General features: G+C 39.0%; 5 protein-coding genes. 3 read left to right on the forward strand and 2 right to left on the reverse strand.

The genetic code is table 11. The features are described from left to right. The first annotated feature begins 484 nt into the window (after positions 1–484). Positions 485–1,021, forward strand: a complete 537-nt coding sequence (locus tag CWB66_RS16295; protein ID WP_138586178.1) for a gamma carbonic anhydrase family protein — start codon at positions 485–487, stop codon at positions 1,019–1,021. Here the strand turns inward: CWB66_RS16295 and CWB66_RS16300 are convergent. Both CWB66_RS16300 and aroE read right to left on the reverse strand, forming a co-directional pair. After that, positions 1,004–1,264 (reverse strand): DUF1488 family protein, encoded by a 261-nt coding sequence (locus CWB66_RS16300; protein WP_138586179.1) that lies wholly within the window; start codon positions 1,262–1,264, stop codon positions 1,004–1,006. The two genes, CWB66_RS16295 and CWB66_RS16300, sit on opposite strands and share 18 nt — an antisense overlap. After that, positions 1,261–2,085, reverse strand: a complete 825-nt coding sequence (aroE, locus tag CWB66_RS16305; RefSeq protein ID WP_138586180.1) for a shikimate dehydrogenase — start codon at positions 2,083–2,085, stop codon at positions 1,261–1,263. Before aroE ends, CWB66_RS16300 begins: the two co-directional genes overlap by 4 nt. A 53-nt stretch (positions 2,086–2,138) precedes the next feature. On the opposite strand from aroE, the gene CWB66_RS16310 reads away from it, so the two are divergent. Together CWB66_RS16310 and CWB66_RS16315 are read left to right on the forward strand one after the other, a co-directional pair. Then, a complete protein-coding gene (locus CWB66_RS16310) occupies positions 2,139–2,576 on the forward strand; it encodes a group II truncated hemoglobin (RefSeq protein WP_138586181.1) in 438 nt (145 codons plus the stop codon). A gap of 105 nt (positions 2,577–2,681) precedes the next feature. Next, the gene (locus CWB66_RS16315) at positions 2,682–4,283 is read left to right on the forward strand and encodes a methyl-accepting chemotaxis protein (RefSeq protein ID WP_138586182.1); all 1,602 of its coding nucleotides are present in this window, start codon (positions 2,682–2,684) and stop codon (positions 4,281–4,283) included. The last annotated feature ends 211 nt before the right edge of the window (positions 4,284–4,494 follow it).

A 4,494-nucleotide genomic window follows, 5' to 3' on the forward strand; every position in this document is an offset into this window, starting at 1 on the left:
TTTCAATTGAGACTCTAATTTTTTTGCCTCGCTAATTACCCATAAAGAGTAAGTAGGTTGGCTGTTAGAACTCAATCTGTACGAGTGCCCACACAGATGATTGCTTTATATTGTTAAAGAACGTTTTGAGTCGCTTTAGCGTCTCAAGGGATGCGAATAATACACCCTTTATTTTTCGAGTCAACACTTAGTTTTAAACTTTCTTTTGGAAGATTTAAAACCGAAGTTTTATTTAACTCTCTGAATCGTTGCTGCCTTGCTATGCTTCGGCGTTTCCCGTCTCAGTGGGGTCGCATTATAGGGAGAACAGATTTTTACGCAAGCACTTTTTTAAGAAAACTGTAAATAAAGTGCTGTTCGGTCAGTTACTAACCTAAAGCACCCGAAACTGATAGTTTTATAATCAAATTATGCTTTAACGGTACTTAAATTAGCGCTACTGTTACACTCATTAATACAAAAACTATTATTTAAAGGTGCAAATATGGCAATCCGTTCTTATAAATGTGTAACACCTTCGTTTAATGCGTCTGTTTATGTTGATGAGTCATCAGTACTAGTCGGTGATATTACATTAGGCAGTGACTGTAGTGTGTGGCCATTGGTCGCAGCACGAGGTGATGTTAACTATATACGCATTGGTAATCGTACCAATATACAAGATGGCAGTGTATTACATTTATCCCGTGCAACTAAAAGCAACCCTGATGGCTACCCTTTGATTATTGGCGATGATGTGACTGTGGGTCACAAAGTGATGTTGCATGGATGTGTATTAGGAAACCGCATTTTAGTCGGTATGGGCGCTATTATTATGGATAACGTGGTTGTTGAAGACGATGTTATTATTGGTGGCGGCTCGTTAGTGCCACCAAATAAACGTTTAGAGTCGGGATACTTATATGTAGGAAGTCCAGCTAAACAAGCCCGCCCTCTTACAGAACAAGAACTTGCCTTTTTAAAAGTATCCGCCAATAACTACGTTTTACTTAAAGATGAGTATTTAGCTGAAGCTCAATAAACTGACATCTATTTGACCTGCCGAGTTATAGCTCTCTTCTTCGATGAGTTGCTCGGCACGTTCTTCGTAATCAAAACGGTATTGTTCAAAATACTCTGTTGCATGGCTTTCGTCTGTTAATTTAAGTGTATTTACTGCTATTACACACTCCACCAGCATGCCACTGACTTGTGCAAAAAAGACTAACTGATGATCGGGCTCTCTAAACTCTAGCCTATCTATAAATTGTATTGCCTGATTCATTTAAGCGTTCCTTGTTTAAGCGCATCAACTACGGGGAGTATTTTTGGCATTTTATTACGCCACACATAATATGCTTGAGCAGCCTGACCCACTAACATACCGCTGCCATCTAAAAGCTTAGCGTTAATGTTGTGCTGCGCAACCCAATTCATAAAAATGGTATTTTGTAGTGAATAAAACATGTCATAAGCGACTTCACAGTTAGTTATGTGTTTTTCATCGAGTGCTGGCAACTCATTATTCATACTGCTAGACGTAGAGTTTATAATTAGTGAGTAATTGCTTACTGGTAAATCATTAAAACCGAAGGCTGATACAGACCCGTATTGAGCAAACAGCTCTGCGAGTTCTTTTGCTTTTTGTGCGGTGCGATTAACGATTATTATTTCCTGAGGGTTATGCTCTAGTAAAGGTAAAATAACACCTCGGGCAGCCCCACCCGCACCAATAATTAAAATTCGCTTATTAGTAATGGCTACTTTATTAGCGAGTAAATCATTTACAAAACCAACACCATCGGTGTTATCACCTAATAATGTGCCATCATCTCGTTTTTTTAGCGTATTAACGGCCCCGACTATTTTAGCTAATGGCGTAAGCTCACTTGCTATTGCATAGGCTTGCTCTTTAAACGGCATGGTCACATTTGCCCCTTTGCCACCTTGATCAAAAAAAGACAATACTGTTTTTTCAAAACTATCGATAGGTGCTAAAATTGCGCGGTAGTCGATTTGTTCACCCAATGAGGCTGCAAATTGTTTATGTATCGCGGGGGATTTTGAATGTTTAATTGGATTTCCAAAAACCGCATATTTGTCCATTTTAAAGCAACCTCTTTGCAGCTATATACTGCCTATTAACGATGATAAATAATATGATTAAACGACTTTTTTCAAAATCTAAATCGATATCAGTAACACAAGCACCTACGCCAGAAAAAACACCTTACGAAATAATAGGTGGAGAGACAGGAGCTCTTGCTATTTCTAATAGATTCTACGACATAATGGAGACCGATGAATACGCTAAACCATTATATAATATGCATCCTCTGCCATTAGATCGAATTCGCCAAGTGTTTTTTGAATTTTTATCGGGTTGGTTAGGTGGACCAGACTTATTTGTTGAAAAACATGGCCATCCAATGCTTCGTAAACGCCACATGCCATTCCCTGTTGATCAAGACCTGCGTGATCAATGGATGCATTGCATGAATAAAGCACTTGATATTGAAATAGATAATCCTTTATTACGAGAAGGCTTGAAGCAATCGTTTGGTCAATTAGCAAGTCATATGATTAATCAACATTAAAACTGAACAACAGTTACTTTAATCTTTTAAGTTTGCGCTATATCAATGCCTCATTCTTCCAAATACAGATAATAACGCTATCTTGTTTGGGAGAGCATTACGCACGTGAAATTAATTCAACATAAAATTTATGCACTGCTAGCACTGACGGGTGTGCTGGTACTTTGTGCAAGCCTGATCAGCAGTTCTAATCAACAGCACACACTTGCTCAGGAAACAATCGCTAGCAATATTAAGTTACTTGCTGATAACTACTTTGATTCCATCAACACCATGATGTTGACTGGCACAATGGCGAATCGTGAAATACTAAGCAGTAAATTACGTAGTCATCCCAACATAGAAGACGCGCACATAATCCGCAGCCCTATTGTAAACAAGCTCTATGGATTAGGCGCTGCTAACCAAACCCCGAGTAATGATGCAGAAATTGCAGCGCTTGAAGGCAAAGAAGATCTTTTTATCGAACAGCAACAAGGTACTCGCTATATGACATACTTAAAGCCGATGCTTGCAAGTAGTGATCATAAAGGGACTAACTGTCTTGGCTGCCATCAAGCACAAGAAGGTGATGTATTAGGTGTAGTAAAAATCAGTTATTCCCTCGCAGATATTGAAACAGCTGTAACTCGTAATACACTTATTAATACAGCCCTGCTATCAACACTCTTTATCACTGCTTTTTTGTTGCTGGGTTTACTTTTTAGAAGAATATTTATTAAACGTCTTAATAACATTGATCGCATGATGCATCTCGCCACCAGCAATAATGATTTAAGTCTCAAAATTGAGGATAACAATAACGATGAGTTAAGCTCTTTAGCAAATAGCTTTAACCAGATGATATCCACTTTTAAAGAAAATATTGCGCAAGTTTCACACTCTTCAAAAGTGCTCATTCATTCTGCCGAAGCCATCTATGCATCAGCCGATGCGACTGAACAAGCAATTTTGAGTCAAAAGCAAGGGACAGACTCTGTTGCCGCTGCAATTAATGAGCTTGAAAGCTCTTCTAACGAAGTTAAAAATACCACTCACTTTGCTTCCGAAAAGTCAGAAAGTAGTAATCTGCTAGCACAACAAAGTTTGCGTGTTGCTGAGCATACTGAGATAAGCATAAATCAACTTGCAGATGATGTTCGCAGCGCAGCCCAACAAGTAAGTCAGCTGCAGGCACAAACTTTAGAAGTAGGAAAAATACTTGAAGTGATCAGTAGCATTGCCGAACAAACAAATCTACTTGCACTTAATGCCGCAATAGAAGCGGCTCGAGCGGGAGAAACAGGTCGAGGTTTTGCCGTTGTCGCCGATGAAGTACGCACTTTAGCAACACGTACCCATGATTCTACTGACGAAATTAAACGCACAATTGACAAACTGCAATCGGAAGCGTCGCACACAGTAACAATGATGAGTAACTCATGTGAAGAAGCAGACGATAGAGCGCAACAAGTAAAAAAAGTCGCACAAGCTTTAAAAGATATTTCCTCTCAAATGAGTGAAATCAATCAGCTTAATGTGCAAATAGCGGATGCAACAGAACAACAAAGCTTAGCTGCGGAAGAAATAAACCAAAGTGTGGTAGCCATTAGCGATAATGCGGAGCGATCATTAGTGGATGCCAACGATAATCAAAAAGTAAGTGAAGAACTATTATCACTTGCCCGTTCGCTAGATGAGCAAGTCAGGCGTTTTAAATTAACTTAAAAAAACAAGGCGCTAAATAACCTGAACTCTGGATAATAAATCTATCTCGTGCAGCTATTTGCAGCGCTAACTGCGTTGAATTTACTTGCAATAGGCCCGCTATTGACGCGTAAATTCGCCTTGCTTTCACTGAAAATCTCTGACTAGAGAAAATAAATTTAAATATAACCATGATTCAATACGTTAGTAAACCTCTTAACCAGAGTTCAGG

Source organism: Pseudoalteromonas sp. S558, assembly GCF_005886635.1.
Classification (GTDB): Bacteria; Pseudomonadota; Gammaproteobacteria; order Enterobacterales; family Alteromonadaceae; genus Pseudoalteromonas; species Pseudoalteromonas aliena.